This is a genomic window from Ruegeria sp. BC3 (assembly GCF_056539265.1).
In genome coordinates, this window is the sequence record NZ_JBQFUP010000008.1 from 107324 (window position 1) to 123359 (window position 16036).

At 59.5% G+C, this 16036-nt stretch carries 21 protein-coding genes; 10 read left to right on the top strand and 11 right to left on the bottom strand.

Features of this window, described 5'->3' with window-relative positions; genetic code table 11:
- Window positions 1-20: 20 nt before the first annotated feature.
- Genes ACR0MV_RS18745 through cobD form a run of 3 tightly spaced genes read right to left on the bottom strand, consistent with a single transcriptional unit; the run spans window position 21 to window position 3079 of the window.
- On the bottom strand, window positions 21-1184 hold the full coding sequence (locus ACR0MV_RS18745) for a lytic murein transglycosylase (RefSeq protein ID WP_480703249.1): 1164 nt from the start codon (window positions 1182-1184) through the stop codon (window positions 21-23).
- A 12-nt stretch (window positions 1185-1196) separates the two neighbouring features.
- Window positions 1197-2117 (bottom strand): adenosylcobinamide-phosphate synthase CbiB, encoded by a 921-nt coding sequence (gene cbiB / locus ACR0MV_RS18750; protein WP_480703251.1) that lies wholly within the window; start codon window positions 2115-2117, stop codon window positions 1197-1199.
- On the bottom strand, window positions 2114-3079 hold the full coding sequence (gene cobD, locus ACR0MV_RS18755) for a threonine-phosphate decarboxylase CobD (RefSeq protein ID WP_480703252.1): 966 nt from the start codon (window positions 3077-3079) through the stop codon (window positions 2114-2116). Before cobD ends, cbiB begins: the two co-directional genes overlap by 4 nt.
- 183 nt (window positions 3080-3262) lie before the next feature.
- Between cobD and ACR0MV_RS18760 the strand changes: the two genes are divergently transcribed.
- A complete protein-coding gene (locus ACR0MV_RS18760) occupies window positions 3263-3625 on the top strand; it encodes a response regulator transcription factor (protein ID WP_170419044.1) in 363 nt (120 codons plus the stop codon).
- On the opposite strand, the gene ACR0MV_RS18765 is transcribed toward ACR0MV_RS18760, so the two are convergent.
- Window positions 3607-4596: a glutathione S-transferase family protein gene (locus tag ACR0MV_RS18765; protein WP_480703253.1), complete on the bottom strand. Its 990-nt coding sequence runs from the start codon at window positions 4594-4596 to the stop codon at window positions 3607-3609. The genes ACR0MV_RS18760 and ACR0MV_RS18765 overlap by 19 nt on opposite strands.
- Before the next feature lie 211 nt (window positions 4597-4807).
- Between ACR0MV_RS18765 and ACR0MV_RS18770 the strand changes: the two genes are divergently transcribed.
- Window positions 4808-5161: a hypothetical protein gene (locus tag ACR0MV_RS18770; protein WP_475201634.1), complete on the top strand. Its 354-nt coding sequence runs from the start codon at window positions 4808-4810 to the stop codon at window positions 5159-5161.
- 21 nt (window positions 5162-5182) lie between these two features.
- On the opposite strand, the gene ACR0MV_RS18775 is transcribed toward ACR0MV_RS18770, so the two are convergent.
- The gene (locus ACR0MV_RS18775) at window positions 5183-6355 is read right to left on the bottom strand and encodes a MalY/PatB family protein (RefSeq protein WP_170469445.1); all 1173 of its coding nucleotides are present in this window, start codon (window positions 6353-6355) and stop codon (window positions 5183-5185) included.
- A gap of 94 nt (window positions 6356-6449) precedes the next feature.
- Between ACR0MV_RS18775 and def (ACR0MV_RS18780) the strand changes: the two genes are divergently transcribed.
- From def (ACR0MV_RS18780) to ACR0MV_RS18800, 5 genes are read left to right on the top strand one after another with little or no spacing between them, the layout of a single operon-like run.
- The gene (gene def / locus ACR0MV_RS18780; RefSeq protein WP_170428836.1) at window positions 6450-6968 is read left to right on the top strand and encodes a peptide deformylase; all 519 of its coding nucleotides are present in this window, start codon (window positions 6450-6452) and stop codon (window positions 6966-6968) included.
- The gene (gene def / locus ACR0MV_RS18785) at window positions 6965-7459 is read left to right on the top strand and encodes a peptide deformylase (protein WP_480703254.1); all 495 of its coding nucleotides are present in this window, start codon (window positions 6965-6967) and stop codon (window positions 7457-7459) included. Before def (ACR0MV_RS18780) ends, def (ACR0MV_RS18785) begins: the two co-directional genes overlap by 4 nt.
- A 2-nt stretch (window positions 7460-7461) precedes the next feature.
- Window positions 7462-8376 carry a methionyl-tRNA formyltransferase gene (gene fmt, locus ACR0MV_RS18790; protein ID WP_170428830.1) on the top strand — a complete coding sequence of 305 codons (915 nt, stop codon included), beginning with the start codon at window positions 7462-7464 and terminating at the stop codon, window positions 8374-8376.
- Window positions 8377-8379: 3 nt separating this feature from the next.
- The gene (locus ACR0MV_RS18795; RefSeq protein WP_480703255.1) at window positions 8380-8616 is read left to right on the top strand and encodes a hypothetical protein; all 237 of its coding nucleotides are present in this window, start codon (window positions 8380-8382) and stop codon (window positions 8614-8616) included.
- A gap of 1 nt (window position 8617) precedes the next feature.
- Window positions 8618-8854, top strand: coding sequence for a GlsB/YeaQ/YmgE family stress response membrane protein (locus ACR0MV_RS18800; RefSeq protein WP_480703256.1), 237 nt, complete (start codon window positions 8618-8620; stop codon window positions 8852-8854).
- Window positions 8855-8882: 28 nt separating this feature from the next.
- Here ACR0MV_RS18800 and ACR0MV_RS18805 read toward each other — a convergent pair whose 3' ends face one another.
- The 6 genes from ACR0MV_RS18805 to ACR0MV_RS18830 form a co-directional block, all read right to left on the bottom strand.
- Window positions 8883-9506 carry a trimeric intracellular cation channel family protein gene (locus ACR0MV_RS18805; RefSeq protein ID WP_480703257.1) on the bottom strand — a complete coding sequence of 208 codons (624 nt, stop codon included), beginning with the start codon at window positions 9504-9506 and terminating at the stop codon, window positions 8883-8885.
- Window positions 9503-9970, bottom strand: a complete 468-nt coding sequence (rnhA, locus tag ACR0MV_RS18810) for a ribonuclease HI (RefSeq protein WP_480703258.1) — start codon at window positions 9968-9970, stop codon at window positions 9503-9505. Before rnhA ends, ACR0MV_RS18805 begins: the two co-directional genes overlap by 4 nt.
- On the bottom strand, window positions 9963-10550 hold the full coding sequence (locus ACR0MV_RS18815) for a class I SAM-dependent DNA methyltransferase (protein ID WP_480703259.1): 588 nt from the start codon (window positions 10548-10550) through the stop codon (window positions 9963-9965). The genes rnhA and ACR0MV_RS18815 overlap by 8 nt, the downstream gene beginning before the upstream one ends.
- On the bottom strand, window positions 10547-10999 hold the full coding sequence (locus tag ACR0MV_RS18820; protein ID WP_480703260.1) for a DUF3429 domain-containing protein: 453 nt from the start codon (window positions 10997-10999) through the stop codon (window positions 10547-10549). The genes ACR0MV_RS18815 and ACR0MV_RS18820 overlap by 4 nt, the downstream gene beginning before the upstream one ends.
- Entirely contained in the window at window positions 10996-11946 is a 951-nt protein-coding gene (ispH, locus tag ACR0MV_RS18825) for a 4-hydroxy-3-methylbut-2-enyl diphosphate reductase (RefSeq protein ID WP_480703261.1), read from the bottom strand. The genes ACR0MV_RS18820 and ispH overlap by 4 nt, the downstream gene beginning before the upstream one ends.
- A gap of 192 nt (window positions 11947-12138) precedes the next feature.
- On the bottom strand, window positions 12139-12711 hold the full coding sequence (locus ACR0MV_RS18830) for a LabA-like NYN domain-containing protein (RefSeq protein ID WP_058278950.1): 573 nt from the start codon (window positions 12709-12711) through the stop codon (window positions 12139-12141).
- A gap of 153 nt (window positions 12712-12864) precedes the next feature.
- Between ACR0MV_RS18830 and folK the strand changes: the two genes are divergently transcribed.
- The 3 genes from folK to ACR0MV_RS18845 all read left to right on the top strand — a co-directional run bounded on the left by folK (window position 12865) and on the right by ACR0MV_RS18845 (window position 16029).
- Complete coding sequence (folK, locus tag ACR0MV_RS18835; protein ID WP_480703262.1) at window positions 12865-13422, top strand: 2-amino-4-hydroxy-6-hydroxymethyldihydropteridine diphosphokinase; 558 nt, start codon at window positions 12865-12867, stop codon at window positions 13420-13422.
- Window positions 13423-13516: 94 nt separating this feature from the next.
- On the top strand, window positions 13517-13870 hold the full coding sequence (rpoZ, locus tag ACR0MV_RS18840) for a DNA-directed RNA polymerase subunit omega (RefSeq protein WP_155142277.1): 354 nt from the start codon (window positions 13517-13519) through the stop codon (window positions 13868-13870).
- Between the two features lie 26 nt (window positions 13871-13896).
- Complete coding sequence (locus tag ACR0MV_RS18845; RefSeq protein ID WP_170428803.1) at window positions 13897-16029, top strand: RelA/SpoT family protein; 2133 nt, start codon at window positions 13897-13899, stop codon at window positions 16027-16029.
- Window positions 16030-16036 lie beyond the last annotated feature (7 nt).

The following is a 16036-nucleotide window of genomic DNA, read 5'->3' on the forward strand; positions in this document are numbered from 1 at the left end:
CAATGCGCAACCTGTTCGGACTACAGACGGTTCAGCAAGTCCACGGTCGGCCACGCATCCGCAGGAAGGCCCAGCCGCGCCTGTTCCGCTTGCACGGCTGCCCGCGTACCTGCGCCCAAAATGCCGTCGATCTTGCCGACATCATGCCCACGCGCTTGCAGCTTGGTTTGCAACTGTTTCATCTGCGCGGCATTCAACCCTTGTGGTGGATTGCCTGCGTCATAGATCTGCGCGCCCTCAAGCCGTGTGCCGAAATAGGCGGCGGTCAGGACGTAAACAAAGCTCTGGTTCCATTCGAAATAGACGTCGAAATTGGGATAAGCCAGAAATGCTGGGCCTTTGTGGCCCTGCGGCAGGATCAGAGAGGCAGGCAGGTTGGTCAGCGACCCGTTGCGGGCCTGGACACCCATGGCCTGCCATTCGGACACCGGGCGCGGTTTGCCGGGGCCAGACAGGGACCAGTCCATCTGGGCCGGTACGATCACCTCTTGCAGCCAAGGCTCACCCGGCCGCCATCCCAGATGCGACAGCATCTTGCCCCCGGACATCAGCGCATCCGGTGCCGAGGTTTTCAGCGAGACCTTGCCGTCCCCATCTCCGTCCACACCGTTTTCCAGAATGTCGCGAGGCAGCATTTGCACCATGCCAATCTCTCCGGCCCAGGCACCGGTCGTGCGTGCGGGGTCGAAGTTGCCTTGGCTATAGAGTTCGATGGCGGCGAAGATCTGCGGTCGGAACAATTCAGGGCGGCGGCAGTCATAGGCCAGCGTGACCAGCGCATTGCGGGTGTTGAAATCGCCCTGAACCGCGCCGTAATCGGTCTCGAACGCCCAGAAGGCCAGAAGCACACCGCGTGAGACGCCATATTCCCGCTCGATCCGGTCGAACACGGCATCGTATTTGCGCGACATGGACTTGCCGCGATCAATACGGTTTTGCGAGATCAGGCGGCGCGAGAAATCAATAAAGGGCTTCTGGAACACGCCCTGCGCCCGGTCGGCGCGCAGAACGGCTCCGTCCTGTTGAACGCCTTGGAAAAAACCATCAACCGTGGACTGGTCGAACCCCTTCTGCGCGGCCTCTGACTTCAGGCCATTCACGAAGGAAGTGAAGCCGCCGCCGCATTGGGCCAAAGCGGGTGAGGCGAAAAGGGTGGCAGCAAGGATGCCCGAGAGAAAACGCATTCGTACGGTCCGTCAGAAAATGAAACTTGCCCCAACCCACACTGACACGAGCCCCAGCGCAAGCCCCCAAACCCGCCAGAGCATGTCACATGCGCGGAAAACCTCCGGCGCACCGATATCGCGGGGTGCGTCGCCATTGACCCAGGCCAGATCGCGCAGCTTACCGTCATAGCTGCGCGGCCCGGCCAAGGCGACGTTAAGCGCGCGCGCCATGGCGGCCTCGGGCCAACCTGCATTGGGAGAGATATGGCGGCGGGCATCCGCGACCATCTCGGGCCAGCGCGCCCATTGGCCGGACAGGGCCACGATCATTATGCAGGTCAGGCGGGCAGGGATCAGGTTCAGAACATCGTCCAGACGCGCCGCCGCCCAGCCAAAGTCACGGTGTTTTTCGGTGCGATAGCCGATCATGCTGTCGGCCGTGTTGATCGCCTTATAGATCAGAATTCCAGGCAAGCCACCGATCAGGAACCAAAAGGCCGGTGCGATCACCCCGTCGCTGAGGTTTTCGGCGGCACTTTCGATAGCGGACCGCGCAACCTGGGCCTCGGTCATGTCCCGCGTGTCGCGCGATACGATCATAGCAACCTTGGCACGGCCTTCGGACAGAGAGGCGCGCAGCCCGTCGCCTACGGCGCGGACATGGGAGACCAGCGATTTCTGTGCCAGTAGAATTGCGGCAAGGATGATTTCAACCACTGGCCCCAACAGCGCCAAGGCGCGGCCCAGGAACCACGCGCCAATGACAAGCAACAACACAACGGCGATCCCCTTTAGCCGCTTCCCTGTGCCCTGGTTCAGGCGTTTGTCCAGCCAGCCGATGACATTTCCGGTCATCACCGCCGGGTGGCGGATGCGGGACCACAGCCAGTCGGGCTCTCCCAGTGCCGCGTCCAGACACATGGCGCATACCAGCAGGAAAGCCGTGCTCACAACGCGGCCTCCAATCGTCCCCAAGCGTCAGCGGGGGGCAGGCCCAGCCGCAAGTAGGTGCGGGAGTAGGGGAAAACGCGGCTCCAGATATGGGCGCGGGCCAGTTTGGCTTGCCAGGCGGCTGCGTCGTCAACGTCAAAGAGGCGGAACAGCGTGGTGCCTCCGATCAGTGTTGCGCCGCTGCCAGTGACCATCTGGTCCAGCCGGTTGGTCGTATCAGCCAGATGCTGGCGGGTTGAGATGGCCCATTCAGTATCCCGCAGAGCCCGTTCGCCGATCCGCAGGGCCGGGCCAGAGACAGCCCATGGACCGGTCAGGTCATTCAGCTTTGCAATCAGGTCCGGCTGACCGATTGCAAACCCCAACCGCAACCCGGCCAGTCCCCAGAACTTTCCGAAACTCTTGAGCACGATCACGCCGGGATTTTCGGCCAGATGGATCAGAGACTTCTCAGGACAGATGTCACAGAAGCTTTCATCAATCACGGTCAGTGAGGCATCGGCGTCCGCTGCGCTCCAGATTCGTCCATCGGGGTTGTTTGGGTGGACGATAACACGCGCCTCGGCAGGACCTGCTGACTCAACAGTCCAGCCTTGTGCAGCAAATGCTGCGGCATGTTCGTTATAGGTCGGAGTTGTGATCCGAACCCTACCCCTCGGGGCGAGCGCTGGCATGCGAGCGATGAGCGCCGACGCGCCGGGCGCAGGAAGGATTGCGGCCCCGTCGGGCACCGACCAGAACTGGCGCGCGGCAGCCGACAAACGCTCAAACGCGCCGTGATCGGGTAGCGCCGTCCAATCCGATTGGGTCAGGTTCGAAACCGGATAGGGGTGCGGGTTGATGCCCGTGGACAGGTCCAGCCAGTCCTCGCGCGCGCCTCCGAACTGCGCCATGGCGCCATCCAGCCCGCCGCCATGGTCACGGGCGGCGCGGGGGTTCAGTGTTTCGTCTGGGCTTGCCATCGGGGTTCTCGCCGGAATCGTCAGTTTGAGCCCGCTTCAAGCGGATTTTCGCCGTTTAGACAAGCAAATCCGCGTGATTGGACCCGTTGGGTGACGCCATTAACACTTTGTTAAGGAATAAGCGTGATCACAAACAACGGGGGTCGGCACCACATACTCTACCAAGTGCCGAGGTTGTTGCAAATGAAAGTACTGATTGTTGAGAGTAACCCCGACCTTGGTCGGGTCTGGAAAAGACATCTGGAACGGCAAGGCGCCGAAGTGACGCTTGTTGCCGGTCAAGAGGCTGCGATCCTTGCGCTTTATGGCACGGATTTCGATATCATCGTGTTGGATCTGGTTCTGGAAACCGGCAGCGCCTTGGCTGTGGCTGATTTCGCCAGCTATCGACGGCCCGAGGCGCGGGTGATTTTTGTCACCAACACCACATTCTTTTCGGACGGGTCGATCTTTGCCCACAGCCCGAATGCATGCGCCTATGTCCAAAGCGGAACGCCGCCAGAGGATCTGGCGGCGATGGTCGAACACTACGCGGCGGGCCGCTGACCGCGCCCGTGCGGCTCCATATAGTCCAGGACCGGGTTCGTGGGGATGATCCGGTGCGGATTGATGCTGTCATGGCTAAAGTGATAGTGACGCACGATGTGGTGCATGTTCACCGTCTGAGCGACGCCTGGCCATTGATATAGCTCGCGGGTATAGGCCCACAGGTTCGGATAATCGACCAGACGCCGCCGGTTGCATTTGAAATGCAGGTGATAAACCGGGTCGAACCGGATCAGCGTGGTAAACAGCCTCCAGTCGGCTTCGGTCACGCGATCGCCCATCAGGTAGCGGTTGTGGGCCAGTCGATCTTCCAGCCAGTCCAGTGTTTCGAACAGGGGTTCAACCGCGGCATCGTAAGCCTGTTGAGTCGTCGCAAAGCCCGATTTGTAGACGCCGTTGTTTACGTTGGAATAGATCCGCGCGTTCACCTCTTCGATGTCATCACGCATCGCCTCGGGCCAGTAATCGTCCGTGTTGCCAGTGATCCCGTCAAAGGCCGAGTTGAACATGCGGATGATTTCAGAGCTTTCGTTCGACACGATCGTCTGCTGGGCTTTATCCCACAGGATCGGCACCGTGACACGGCCCGAGTAGTTTGGGTCGGCTTTGGTGTAAATCTGATGCGCAAAGCCCAGACCATAGAGGGTGTCACCGGTTGCGCCGTGATCGTCCGTTTCAAACGTCCAACCGTGATCCAACATATCGGGGTGCACGACAGAGACCGAGATGTGATCGCTCAGGTCTTTGAGTTCGCGAAAGATCAGGGTGCGGTGCGCCCAAGGGCAGGCAAGACTGACATAGAGGTGATAGCGCCCGGATTCGGCGTTGAACCCGCCCTTGCCCGAAGGCCCCGCGCTGCCATCGGCTGTCAGCCAGTTGCGAAACTGCGCGGCGCTTCGTTTAAACGCCCCACCGGTGGATTTGGTATCGTACCAGGTGTCGTGCCATTTACCGTCGACCAAAAGGCCCATGCTCAGTCCTCCGAAAAGCGGTTTGGCTAAACATAGTTCGGAGGATTTGCTGATCCTATGTCGGACGGCGCGCAGCATGCCTGCGTTCATGCACATCTCGGCTGAGATTTCTGTGCAACAGATTGAAATCAGGGCAACCTCTGCGTCCGGGTTCACTGGATTTTTACGATTTGGCCTTCACAATAATAGCCTCTGCCGAGGGGAACATTTTATGAGTACCTATGTATCAAAGGAAATTTCAGCCGAATTGGATGCGGCGCGAATCGCTGGTTTGAAAAAAACCAGCCGCCTTCGTGTCGAAATTGGCGACAATACCTATAAGATTTTAAGACTGTGGAGAGACGGCTTTACGGTCGAGGCCGAAACCACGCCGCAATTGCGCGGGCTTGTCGATATCTACGATGGCGCAAATCACCTGTACCAGTGCCTGATCATTGCGGATCAGGATGAGGCGGGCGAAATGCGCTATGAGTTCAAGCGCAGTACAGCTTCGGCTGACAGGGCACCGCTTGATTTCTATCGTGCCCCGGACGCGCCGATTGCGCTGTTGGGGCACGAAGAATAGGGCTCAACCGGCTTCCGGCAGTTATTGCAAATCGGCAAACGCGCGTTTCAGCCGCGCGCATGCCTCTTCGACGCGCCCGCGTTGCGTCGCCAGATTGAACCGCTCGAAGGTCTCTCCACCTGCTCCGAAACCGGGGCCGGACGAGGTTGCGATTTTGGCATCCGCGCGCAGACGGCGGATGAATTCGTCGTGGTTCATTCCGGTACCCGAGAAATCGACCCAAGCAAGATAGGTCGCCTGCAGCGGCATGGACCACAGACCAGGGATGTCGGCGATGGCCGCGTCAAAGACTGCGCGATTGCCAGCAAGATGCGCAATCTGTTCGTCCACCCAGGCAGCGCCTTCAGGCGAATAGGCCGCGGTGATCATCGCAACCCCAAGCGCGCCGGGATCATAATCCAGTGTCTGGATGCGGTGCCGCATGGCCGCGCGCAGCTTTGGATCGGGAATGATCATATTCCCCGTGCGCTGCCCTGCAATGTTGAAGGTCTTTGAAGCCGCCGTCAGCGTGACTGTCCAGGGCCGGGCATCAGGCGCTGCTACATCCATCGGTACGAAGGTGTTTCCGGGATAGACCAGATCGTGATGAATCTCGTCCGACACAAGGATCAGTCCGTTGCGTTCTGCAAAGGCCGCGACGGTGCGCAGTTCGTCCGGCGTCCAGACCCGGCCTGAAGGGTTCTGAGGCGAGCACCACAGCAACATCTTTTCCGACCCATCCAGCCGCGACTGCGCGTCTTCCAGATCAAGAACGTAGGTGTCGTTCTGCCGGACCAACGGGCATTCAACAACGCGGCGGCCGGATTTGTTCACCTTGTGTGCAAACTCATGGTAGACGGGTGTGAAAATCACCACACCGTCGTCGGGTTCCGTCCAGACGTCCAAGCACAGGGCGATTGCATTGCCCAAGCCTTGCGAGGTCAGAACCCAATCTGTGTCAATGTCCCAGTTGTGGCGGTTTCTCATCCACCACTGGACCGAGCCCAGGTAATCCGGGTGCATCCAGGAATAGCCGAACACACCGTGATCGGCGGCTTTGCGCACGGCGTCGATGACGCAAGGCGCGGTTGGATAGTCAGAATCTGCCGTCCACATGGCCAGCCCGTCTTTTGGCGAAACGCCGTAGAGTTGCTCCATCTTGTCCCATTTTGAACTATTGGTTCCCCGGCGGTCGATCAGGTCGTTGAAAGTCATGTCTGCTCCATCTGTCGGATCGAAAGCTAGCCACTATTGCGGCAGGCGCAAGGGGGGCGTTGCGGCGCGGGACGGGATGCCCTAAATCAACCCCATGAAACGCAATATCCTGATCCATCCCGATCCCCGCCTGAAAAAGGTCTGCGCGCCTGTGGCCGACATCAGTGACGAGCTGCGCAAGCTGGCCGATGACATGCTGGAGACGATGTATGACGCGCCGGGTATAGGCCTGGCCGCGCCGCAAATCGGTGTGCTGGACCGGCTGATCGTGATGGATTGCGTCAAGGAAGAGGGCGAGGCGCCTCGTCCGCTGATCATGTTCAACCCCGAGATTGTCGCCTCGTCCGATGAGACGAATGTCTACGAGGAAGGCTGTCTTTCGATCCCCGAGCAATTCGCCGAGGTGACGCGCCCGAAAGTGGTCGACGTGACTTGGATCGACCGGGATGGGAATTTGCAGCAAGAGACATTTGACGGCCTCTGGGCGACCTGCGTTCAGCATGAGATTGACCACCTGAACGGCAAGCTGTTCATCGATTATCTCAAGCCTCTGAAACGCCAGATGATCACGCGCAAGATGCAGAAACTGAAACGCGAACAGGCCCGCGCATGACCGTCCGCACTTGCCTGCCGTGGCCCGACAAGCGTCTGCGGACCAAGGCCGAGGATGTTGCCGAGATCACCGATGAAATCCGCTCCATCTGGGACGATATGATCGACACGATGGAGGCGATGCCTGGCGTTGGCCTTGCTGCGACGCAGATCGGTGTGATGCTGCGCCTTGCCGTCGTCGATGGTTCGACCGAGCGGGGCAGGGCCGTGCGGCTGGCGAACCCGGAGATCCTGCACAGCTCGATCGAACTGCGCGAGCATGACGAGGCCAGCCCGAACCTACCCGGTGTTTCGGCCAAGGTGAAACGTCCGCGCGCGGTGACGGTCAAGTTCCTGAACGAACAGGGTATGGTGGACCGCCGCGATTTTGTTGGAATCGAGGCCACCAGCGTGCAGCACCAGATCGATCACCTGAACGGGCGCATGTATTTCGACCGGCTGAGTAAGGTCAAACGGGATATGCTGCTGCGAAAAGCCAAGAAACAGGGGTAGAGATGCGCGTCATTTTCATGGGAACGCCCGACTTCTCGGTTCCGGTTCTGAATGCATTGGTCGAGGCGGGGCATGAGATCGCTGCTGTCTATTGCCAGCCCCCGCGTCCGGCGGGGCGGGGCAAAAAGGACCGTCCCACACCTGTCCATGCCCGTGCCGAGGCGCTGGGCTTGACCGTGCGCCATCCGGTGTCGCTGAAATCGACCGAAGAGCAGGACGCCTTTGCCGCTCTGAACGCGGATGTGGCTGTTGTCGTCGCCTATGGTCTGATCCTGCCGCAACCCATTCTGGATGCGCCTGCGCAGGGCTGCCTGAATATCCACGCCAGTTTGTTGCCGCGCTGGCGCGGGGCCGCGCCGATCCATCGCGCGATCATGTCCGGTGACGCGCAGACCGGCATCTGCATCATGCAGATGGAGGCCGGGCTGGACACTGGGCCAGTTCTGCTCCGCGAAGCGACGGATATCGGCATCGAAGAGACCACCGACCAGTTGCACGACCGCCTCTCGGTGATGGGTGCGGGCCTGATTGTTGAGGCTCTGCGCGAATTGCCCAACCTGACGCCGGAGCCGCAGCCCGAGATCGGCGTCACCTACGCCGCCAAGATCGACAAGGCCGAGGCTCGGATCGATTGGTCCCGCCCCGCGGTCGAGGTCGACCGGCAAATCCGGGGCCTGTCCCCGTTCCCCGGTGCATGGACCGAGTTTGACGGCGCGCGCATCAAGCTGCTTGCCTCGCGGATTGCCGAGGGGCAGGGCGTGCCCGGTCAGGTGCTGGATGACGCCCTGACTGTTGCTTGTGGCGAAGGCGCGGTGGACTTGCTGCGCTTGCAACGGGCAGGGAAAGGCGCGCAGGATAAAGAATCCTTTTTGCGGGGCTGGCCCATTCCGGCCGGCAGCCGACTGACAGCGGAGTAGCCGATGTTCATGGTGCTTATGGGCACAGTCGTCATTGCCGGGATCGTCGGCTACCTGTCCGAGAAAACGGGCTTCACACATAACCGGTACCTGCCGTCGATCATTATCTGCGTCGGCGGTGCCTTTTTGTTTTACTTTGTGCGTATCATGTTCGGCATCAGTTTTGGCCCTCCCGGTCTGGACGCCGTGCTGTCATCCATCGGCGCGCTGATTATCGTGCCGACCCATTGGAGGAAGTGATATGCCGGTCATCGCGCTGATCATCATCGGAGCCGCTGCCGGGTTTCTGGCCACCCGTCTGATACGGATCGAGGCGAATATCCCGACCACCATGTTGATTGGTATCATCGGCGCACTGGTCGGTGGGTTCCTTCTGCGCGCTTTGATCACCGTCGCCGGATGGTTGTCTGGTTTTGTCGGGGCTGTGCTTGGCGCGTTGCTGGTGATTTGGATCTGGCAGACTTACTTTCGGCGGTGACGACCGGCGGTTTTGGCCGTCCATTGCGTCAGTTGCGCGGTGGTCGCGCCTTGTAGACCGGAAGCCGCCAGCCAAACACCAGGGACCCCGCCCGCAGCGCCCAGCAGATCAGCGCGCAGGCCGCGAGTGTGGTCAACTCGTCAAAGCCCAGTCTTTTTGCAAGAACGGCGACCACGGCCCCGGAAAAAGCGCAGGACACGTACAACTCGCCTTGCTTCAGGACCAGCGGCACCTCGTTGCAGACCACGTCGCGCATCAGCCCGCCCAGGCATCCGGTCGTAACCCCCATCAGCACAACGATGACGCCGGACTGGTTTAAGGACAGGGCTGCTCCTGCACCGGCCGCTGCGGCGATGGCCAGCGCGAAACTGTCCAACCAGACCAGCCAGTTGTATCGGCTTTCGACCCGATGAGCGGTGAAGAACACCAACACCGCCGCAGCCGTCGCGATCAGGATGTAATCCGGTTGTCCAACCCAGAACACTGGATGCCGATCCAGCAGAAGGTCTCGGATTGTGCCGCCCCCGACCGCCGTAAGGCAAGCCATAAAAGCAAAGCCCACCAGATCCAGTTGGGCGCGGCTGGCCACAAGGGCGCCTGTCAGGGCAAACACAAAGACCGAGGCATAGTCGAGCAGCGCAAGACCGCTCACGCTTGTGCCTTTTTGGGTTTGAACGGGGCCATGCCAGCCCGGGCCAGCTCATCCGCCTTTTCGTTCTCTGGGTGGCCCGCGTGGCCTTTGACCCATTCCCAAGTCACATCGTGACGCATCTGCGCCTCATCCAGGCGCTGCCACAGATCGACATTTTTGACGGGTTTCTTGTTCGAAGTCTTCCAGCCGTTCTTCTTCCAGCCAAAAATCCACCCCGTCACGCCGTTTTTCACATAGGCGCTATCGGTAACCACAGTGATCCTCGAGGCCCGTTCCAGTGTTTCCAGCGCGCTGATCGCGGCCAGCAATTCCATACGGTTGTTAGTGGTTTCGGCCTCGCCGCCGTTCAATTCACGCTCTTTCAGGACCGTGTCGCCGTCCATCGCGCGCAGTAGTACACCCCAGCCTCCGGGGCCGGGATTGCCGGAGCAAGCACCATCGGTATAGGCAAACAGATCAGGCATGGGCGAGCACCAGAATAAAACCGTCATACGACCCGGCCAGACCTGTGCCCATGCCGGTTGTGATCTGGTCAATGGTAAACCCGGCCTGCGCCAGCGCGTCTTCGATCTCGGTTTGCGAGAAATAGGTATAATAGCGGTCGATCTCGTCGCGGTGTTCACCGGTGCCCAGCTTTAGCCCAAGAAAGAAGATGCCGCCGGGTTTCAAAGCTCGCTGAATGGCTGCCAAGTGGCGCGGGAATTCCGCACGCGGTGCATGCAACAGCGAAAAGCTCGCATAGATACCATCATAGACGGCGTCCTCGGTCACGTCATCGAACGTACCCAAATGCGCATCCACGCCGTTTTCACGGGCGTGGTCTACGAAGGCGGGTGTCGCATCCAGCGCCCGAACCCGGAGACCCTGACGTTGAAAAAACGCGCTGTCCGCACCGGGGCCTGACCCTAGGTCCAGCACAAAGCCTTCGGGTGCGACCGCCTCGGCAAAGGCCATGCGCGCCTCGATCTGTTCAGCGGGCAGAGGGACGCTCAGGTATTCGGCGACACGGGTGGTATAGGCGTCGATGGTCTTGCGGTCAGTCACAGGTACACTCCTACAGCAAGACATATCAGGACGACGCTCGTCAGCAAAATCCGCAGCCGCAGCCACCAAGTCGGGGTCAGCCGCCAATAAGCGAAAATCGCATCCAGAATGAGCAAGCCGGCGAAGCCGTACATCAGGTTAATACCGGCCTCGACCGGGCCACCGCCTGTCATGAAGAACGCCCAAAGCGCCGGAAGGACAGACAACAGATAGCATGTCGCGGCCTTGCTGCCCGAGGTCTTGGTGGCAAAACCCCACAGAACACCGGACATAAAGCTAAGGATCACCGAGCCGTAGAACAATTGAACGTAAGGCCCGACAAATCGCGATCCCAGCGCTTGGCGGCCCCAATCTTGCAGGTCGCCGTTCAGATAGGTCAGTGCGCCCCAGATGAACGGGATCAGCCCGGCCAGCCCCAAAACCAGCGGGGCGTTTGGGATGCCTCTCATGCGGGCTGCCTCAAAACGCGGGGCACTTTGAACTCGACGTTTTCAACGGCGGTCTCCACCAGTTCGACAGTGACCTCATAGTGATCCTTGAACGCGTCGATGACCTCGTTCACCAGCACCTCGGGCGCGGATGCCCCTGCGGTGATGGCGATGGATGCGATTCCTTCCAGCGCTCGCCAGTCGATATCAGAGGCACGTTGCACCAGTTGCGCATAGTTGCACCCGGCACGCGAGGCGACCTCGACCAAACGTTTGGAGTTCGATGAGTTCGGTGCGCCGACGACCAGCAGAGCATCCGCCTTCGGAGCCACGGCCTTGACGGCCTCTTGCCGGTTGGTGGTGGCGTAGCAGATGTCTTCCTTGTGCGGGCCAACGATCGCGGGGAACCGGGCCTCAAGCGCGGCGATAATGTCTTTGGTGTCGTCCACCGACAGTGTCGTCTGCGTAACAAACGCCAATTTGTCTGGGTCGCGTACCTGAACCGTGGCCACGTCCTCGACCGTTTCGACCAGCAATACTTCGCCCTCGGGCAGCTGACCCATGGTGCCGACGGTTTCCGGGTGGCCTTTGTGACCGATCATGATCATCTGCAGACCTGCATCCGCATGGCGCTGCGCCTCGACATGGACCTTTGAAACCAGCGGACAGGTGGCGTCGACATAGATCATCTCACGCTGAGCCGCGTCTGCCGGAACGGATTTTGGCACGCCGTGGGCCGAAAAGATCACTGGTCGATCATCGGGGCATTCATCCAGCTCTTCTACAAAGATCGCCCCTTTAGAACGCAACCCATCGACCACGAACTTGTTGTGCACAATCTCATGGCGCACATAGACGGGTGCCCCCCATTTCTGCAGGGCCATTTCCACGATCTTGATGGCGCGATCAACGCCGGCGCAGAACCCGCGGGGTGCGGCAAGAAAAAGGGTAAGCGGTGGCTTGGTCATGTCTCGGTCTCCATAACGCACAGGTAAGTCTTTTCCTGGCCTTGGTCCAGACAGCACATCGTCATTGAACTGACATGAATCGATGTTAGCCAACAGGTGTTTCAGCACCTGTACTTAGTTAAAGAAACGCGGCCAGGTTGAAAAACCTGACCGCGTCTATTTCTTCCCCCCGGGTTTGTGAGTGGCCCGGTCTTATTGTCCGCCTGCGGCAACGCTGCGCGGTTCCATAGGCATTTCACGCGGAGGCCGCCCGATCACGTCGCGCAGGTCTTCCAGTTCGATAAAGTTGTCTGCTTGACGGCGTAGCTCGTCCGAGATCATCGGGGGCTGGCTGCGGATGGTCGAAACGACCGACACGCGCACGCCTTGGCGCTGTAGGCTTGCGATCAGCGGGCGGAAATCCCCATCGCCCGAAAAAAGCACGATATGATCGACGCGTGGTGCCAGTTCCATGGCGTCCACGGTCAGTTCGATATCCATGTTTCCTTTGACTTTCCGACGCCCCATGCTGTCGGTGTATTCCTTAGCCGGTTTCGTTACCATGGTGAAGCCGTTGTAGTGCAGCCAGTCAACCAGTGGACGGATCGGCGAATACTCGTCATTCTCCAGAAGCGCTGTGTAGTAGAAAGCCCGAAGCATTTTGCCGCGACGCATGAATTCCTGGCGCAGCAATTTGTAGTCTATGTCAAACCCCAGTGCTTTTGCGGCTGCATAAAGATTCGAGCCGTCGATGAACAGCGCTAGCCGTTCGTCTTTGTAGAACATAAATAGGTCCTTCCGGTACAATACAGAGCGCCGTGGTGTTACGTGAGTGGATATTGGAAATAGGCGGCGCGCTGGTATCCCTATAATTAGGCTATTTCGGCCGTATCGCAAGTATGCAATTCGCCGAATATAGCGAGTAGAAGGCACAAATTCATGTCAAACGCGGTTATCGCGCTCGGGGCCAATCTCAAATTGAGAGGTAATGAGCCCAAGGTGACACTTCGTGACGCACTTGACGCGATTTCGCGTCATGGCGTGGTGATTCGGGCTGTTAGTCGGTTCTACGGGACCCCTTGTTTTCCTGCCGGGGCAGGCCCGGATTATGTGAATGCAGCGGCCCTGATCGAAACGGATAAGTCGTCAGCGGATCTGCTGGCGGTGCTGCACGAGGTCGAGCACGAGTTTGGTCGCGAAAGGGTTCAGCGCTGGGGCATGCGAACACTGGATCTGGACCTTGTTTGTTATGATGATCAGATCTTGCCTGATGACGCCGAATTCGACCGTTGGTTGACCCTATCGCCGGAAGAGCAGAGGCAGAGTGCGCCCGAGCAGTTGATCCTGCCTCATCCACGATTGCAAGATCGTGCTTTTGTGCTGGTGCCAATGGCAGATGTTGCTCCGGATTGGCGGCATCCGGTGCTTGGTCGCACGGTCCGCGAAATGCTTGCCGACCTGCCTGTCGAGGATATTGCGGCGGTCACGGCCGCGTGAAGGGTGCATTTGCAGCATTTCTTGCTTGTCAAGGCAGGGATTCGCGCTTAGATAAACCTCTTCCTGACATGGATTCAGTAACGGAGAGCGCCCAATGGCCCGCGTGACGGTTGAAGATTGCGTAGACAAGGTTCCAAACCGGTTCGAACTGGTGATGCTTGCCGCCCATCGTGCGCGCGAGATTTCCGCTGGTGCGGCAATCACTGTTGACCGTGACAACGACAAGAACCCCGTCGTGTCGCTGCGCGAGATTGCCGACGAAACTCAAAGCGCGGATGAGCTGCGCGAGCGCCTGATCGAGGCCAACCAGACTCAGATCGAGGTGGACGAGCCGGAAGAAGATCAGATGGCTCTGCTGATGGGCGCGGAATCGGACAAGCCTGCAGACGACGACATGTCCGAAGAGAAGCTGCTGCGCGCTCTGATGGAGGCTCAAGGCCAGGGGTAAGCCCCAAAGATGAAGGTGCGGACCGGATGATTTCTGCAGACGATCTGATTGCGCTGGTCCGCAACTACAACCCCAAGACAAATGCTGACCGCATCGCCCGGGCCTATGAGTTCGGCAAACAGATGCATGAGGGTCAGTACCGCCATTCCGGCGAGCCCTATTTCACGCATCCTGTTGCCGTTGCCGCCATCCTGACCGAACAGCGTCTGGATGATGCGACCATCATAACGGCCCTGCTGCACGACACCATCGAAGACACCAAGGCCAATTATGGCAAAGTCTCCGAGCTGTTCGGCGAAGAAGTCGCCAAGCTGGTCGACGGGGTGACCAAGCTGACCAACCTTCAGCTTTCCAGCCGCGAAACAAAACAGGCCGAGAACTTCCGCAAGCTGTTCATGGCCATGTCCAAGGACCTGCGGGTCATCCTGGTCAAGCTTGCAGACCGTTTGCACAATATGCGCACGATTAAGGCGATGCGCCCCGAAAAGCAGATCGTCAAAGCGCGTGAGACGATGGATATCTACGCGCCGCTTGCGGGCCGCATGGGTATGCAGTGGATGCGTGAAGAGCTGGAGGACCTCGCCTTCCGCGTTCTCAATCCCGAAGGCCGCCAGTCGATCATTCGTCGCTTTATCACTCTGCAACGCGAAACCGGCGATGTGATCCATCGCATCACCGGCGACATGCGGCACGAGTTGGAAAAAGCCGGAATCGAGGCCGAGGTTTTTGGCCGCGCCAAGAAACCCTATTCGATCTGGCGCAAGATGCAGGAAAAGGATCAGGGCTTTTCGCGCCTGTCCGATATCTACGGGTTCCGCATCATCACCCAGACCGAGGAAGACTGCTATCGCACTCTTGGTGCGATCCACCAGCGCTGGCGCGCGGTGCCGGGGCGGTTCAAGGATTACATCAGTCAGCCCAAGTCGAACGGTTATCGCTCGATCCATACCACGGTGTCGGGCCGTGACGGCAAACGGGTCGAGGTACAGATTCGAACCCGCCAGATGCATGATGTGGCTGAAACCGGCGTTGCAGCGCACTGGTCGTATCGAGACGGTGTGCGTTCGGAAAACCCATTCGCCGTCGATCCGGCCAAGTGGATTGCCAATCTGACCGAACAGTTCGACAGCGAAGAGGATCACGAAGACTTCCTCGAAGCCGTCAAACTTGAGATGTATTCGGACCAGGTGTTCTGCTTCACGCCCAAGGGGGACGTGGTCAAACTACCGCGCGGGGCGACGCCAATAGATTTTGCTTATGCGATCCACACTCGCATCGGCCATGCCTGCGTGGGGGCCAAGGTGGACGGCATCCGCGTGCCGCTCTGGACCCGGATCAAGAACGGGCAGTCGGTGGATATCATCACCGCTGACGGCCAAACGCCACAGGTCACCTGGCTTGAGATCGCGGTTACCGGTAAGGCGCGGACCGCGATTCGACGCGCGCTGCGCGAGGTGGACCGTGAACGCTTTATCAAGCTGGGCAAGGAACTGGCGCGCTCGGGCTTTGAACACGTTGGCCGCAAAGCCACCGACAAGGCGCTGGACACGGCGGCGAAACACCTGCGTCTGAAGGATCGCCACGAATTGCTTGCGCGACTGGGAAGTGCTGAACTGACCGCCCATGATGTGGTCAGCGCGGTCTACCCCGAACTGACACAGGATGAAGGCGATGCCATTTCACCGCGCCGCGCGGTGATCGGTCTGGAGCCGGGGCAGAAATTCGACCGCGCGCCCTGCTGTCAGCCTTTGCCGGGCGAACGCATTGTCGGCATCACCTATCGCGGCAAAGGCGTTGTGGTGCATGCCATCGACTGTGACCGTTTGTCGGAATTCGAAAGCGAACCCGATCGCTGGGTCGACCTGCACTGGCATTCCGGCACCCACCCGGCTGTCTATGGTGCCACTTTGGACGTTACCATTGGAAATGACGCTGGGGTACTGGGGCGCATTTGCACATTGATCGGCGAGAAAAAGGCCAATATCTCGAACCTGGAGTTTGTGGACCGCAAACCGGATTTTTACCGCCTTCTGGTCAGTGTCGAATTGCGCGACCTGGAACAGCTGCATTCGCTGATGCTGATGCTTGAGGCGGAAAGCGACGTTGCCGCGGTGGAACGCTACAGAGACAGGACCAAAACCGCAGTTGCGGCTGGCTGAGAAAGGG

What these genes read in the sequence shown, in the direction of transcription:
- ACR0MV_RS18745 (WP_480703249.1), bottom strand. Translation starts at nt 1,184, where the DNA reads ATGCGTTTTCTCTCGGGCATCCTTGCTGCCACCCTTTTCGCCTCACCC.
- cobD (WP_480703252.1), bottom strand. Translation starts at nt 3,079, where the DNA reads ATGGCAAGCCCAGACGAAACACTGAACCCCCGCGCCGCCCGTGACCAT.
- ACR0MV_RS18760 (WP_170419044.1), top strand. Translation starts at nt 3,263, where the DNA reads ATGAAAGTACTGATTGTTGAGAGTAACCCCGACCTTGGTCGGGTCTGG.
- ACR0MV_RS18765 (WP_480703253.1), bottom strand. Translation starts at nt 4,596, where the DNA reads ATGGGCCTTTTGGTCGACGGTAAATGGCACGACACCTGGTACGATACC.
- ACR0MV_RS18770 (WP_475201634.1), top strand. Translation starts at nt 4,808, where the DNA reads ATGAGTACCTATGTATCAAAGGAAATTTCAGCCGAATTGGATGCGGCG.
- ACR0MV_RS18775 (WP_170469445.1), bottom strand. Translation starts at nt 6,355, where the DNA reads ATGACTTTCAACGACCTGATCGACCGCCGGGGAACCAATAGTTCAAAA.
- def (WP_170428836.1), top strand. Translation starts at nt 6,450, where the DNA reads ATGAAACGCAATATCCTGATCCATCCCGATCCCCGCCTGAAAAAGGTC.
- def (WP_480703254.1), top strand. Translation starts at nt 6,965, where the DNA reads ATGACCGTCCGCACTTGCCTGCCGTGGCCCGACAAGCGTCTGCGGACC.
- fmt (WP_170428830.1), top strand. Translation starts at nt 7,462, where the DNA reads ATGCGCGTCATTTTCATGGGAACGCCCGACTTCTCGGTTCCGGTTCTG.
- ACR0MV_RS18795 (WP_480703255.1), top strand. Translation starts at nt 8,380, where the DNA reads ATGTTCATGGTGCTTATGGGCACAGTCGTCATTGCCGGGATCGTCGGC.
- ACR0MV_RS18800 (WP_480703256.1), top strand. Translation starts at nt 8,618, where the DNA reads ATGCCGGTCATCGCGCTGATCATCATCGGAGCCGCTGCCGGGTTTCTG.
- rnhA (WP_480703258.1), bottom strand. Translation starts at nt 9,970, where the DNA reads ATGCCTGATCTGTTTGCCTATACCGATGGTGCTTGCTCCGGCAATCCC.
- ACR0MV_RS18820 (WP_480703260.1), bottom strand. Translation starts at nt 10,999, where the DNA reads ATGAGAGGCATCCCAAACGCCCCGCTGGTTTTGGGGCTGGCCGGGCTG.
- ispH (WP_480703261.1), bottom strand. Translation starts at nt 11,946, where the DNA reads ATGACCAAGCCACCGCTTACCCTTTTTCTTGCCGCACCCCGCGGGTTC.
- ACR0MV_RS18830 (WP_058278950.1), bottom strand. Translation starts at nt 12,711, where the DNA reads ATGTTCTACAAAGACGAACGGCTAGCGCTGTTCATCGACGGCTCGAAT.
- folK (WP_480703262.1), top strand. Translation starts at nt 12,865, where the DNA reads ATGTCAAACGCGGTTATCGCGCTCGGGGCCAATCTCAAATTGAGAGGT.
- rpoZ (WP_155142277.1), top strand. Translation starts at nt 13,517, where the DNA reads ATGGCCCGCGTGACGGTTGAAGATTGCGTAGACAAGGTTCCAAACCGG.
- ACR0MV_RS18845 (WP_170428803.1), top strand. Translation starts at nt 13,897, where the DNA reads ATGATTTCTGCAGACGATCTGATTGCGCTGGTCCGCAACTACAACCCC.